Here is a 1,373-nt window from a genome sequence, read left to right as displayed (position 1 = left end):
TAACCATCGAAACCTCGTGAATGTCGGTATCCTGTCTGGCAGGATACCGCTCATTTCCCTTGTTCAGTTCATCGCCGTCGCCGAGCATCTGAATTTTCGGCATGCGGCCAAGGCACTTGGTATCAGCCAGTCGAGCGTCAGCGCGCGTGTGAAAGCGCTGGAGGATAACCTTGGTGTCCTGCTATTTGAGCGCCATGCGCGGGGCGTTCGGCTAACAGACGCAGGCAGGCACTTCATGGAGCGTGTCACGGCGGGTGTCGATCAACTCGATCACGCAGTGAAGACCGCAGGCATGACAGCTCAAGGAGAATACGGCCGGCTTCGCATCGGCATCCATGCCTTAATCCCACGCAGCTTTCTCACGGAGCTGATCCGTCATTATCGGGAAGAACATACGGGCATTGAGGTTGAGATCACCGAAGGCACAGCCCGCGATGCGGTGATGCAGCTTCGTGCTGACCAGCTCGACGTGGTGTTCGTCGCGGGCAAGCCCGAGATGCCCGACTGCCATACCCGACCGATCTGGACCGAACCGCTGGTGGCCGTGCTATCGGATGGGCATCGCCTCGCCGGGCAGTCCGCAATCACTTGGTCCGATCTGGTCGGCGAGACTTTCATTGTTCGCTATGGTGGCACCGGCCCGCAGGTCCATGACCATATCGTGCTGCGCCTTGCCGGGCGTTGGCCCGCACCGTCGATCCGGCGCTTTGATGTGGGGCGCGACACGCTGCTATCTATGGTCGGACAAGGCTTCGGCATCACTATCGTCGGCGAGGCAACGTCATTGTTGCCGACGACCGGCATCGTCTTCCTGCCCTTCCTCGATGAACCGGAGCCGGTTGCCTTTACAGCCGTCTGGTCGCCGTTCAATCGCAACTCCGCACTGAAAAATCTACTCAACCTCGCAGGCAAAATGAAGCGTGACGGCGATTCGCCCAATCGTTTCCTGGATGGCACTCGACCGGCACGATAACGGCACAGGCGATCCATCCTATTTGCCGCCGATAGTATCCGGCAGCCCTCCGGCATCCTCTTTCCTGTTGCCCGTCCCGATTTTGCCTACTCTCTGATCGGCTCCGTCTCTTTTGCCGACTGGAGCCTGCATTGCGCGGAGGCCGAATCCTTTGGGGTCAGATCGCCGTAGTCATCACCATCGTTCTGGTGATGACACTGAGAAATTTGACGATAATCAAAATACTGACCTGCAAAGAAGCGCTGCATACGTCGATAAAATGATTGTGGTAAACACTTGATGGGCAAGGCTTTAGATGCAGAAGAAAGATTACATGTTTGCTTTAAAATAATCACAAGCATGATGAGCGCAAAGCACTTTAAATGTGACTTGTTCCATTTTAGAGATTTGTTTAAGATAA

General features: G+C 55.6%; 1 protein-coding gene and 2 pseudogenes. 2 read left to right on the top strand and 1 reads right to left on the bottom strand.

Annotation, left to right across the window (positions count from 1 at the left end):
• Window positions 1–289, top strand: a pseudogene (locus FTV09_RS18270) (LysR family transcriptional regulator); the annotation flags it as partial.
• 3 nt (window positions 290–292) lie between these two features.
• A complete protein-coding gene (locus FTV09_RS17730) occupies window positions 293–973 on the top strand; it encodes a LysR family substrate-binding domain-containing protein (protein WP_109354582.1) in 681 nt (226 codons plus the stop codon).
• A gap of 197 nt (window positions 974–1,170) precedes the next feature.
• Here FTV09_RS17730 and FTV09_RS17725 read toward each other — a convergent pair.
• Window positions 1,171–1,371 (bottom strand): annotated as a pseudogene (locus tag FTV09_RS17725) (IS4 family transposase); the annotation flags it as partial.
• Window positions 1,372–1,373 lie beyond the last annotated feature (2 nt).

It is taken from the genome of Acinetobacter sp. YH12227, assembly GCF_013417785.1.
GTDB classification, from domain to species: Bacteria; Pseudomonadota; Gammaproteobacteria; order Pseudomonadales; family Moraxellaceae; genus Acinetobacter; species Acinetobacter gandensis.
The sequence above is the reverse complement of the archived record's forward strand: the minus strand, read 5'-3'. Positions and strand labels throughout refer to the sequence as shown.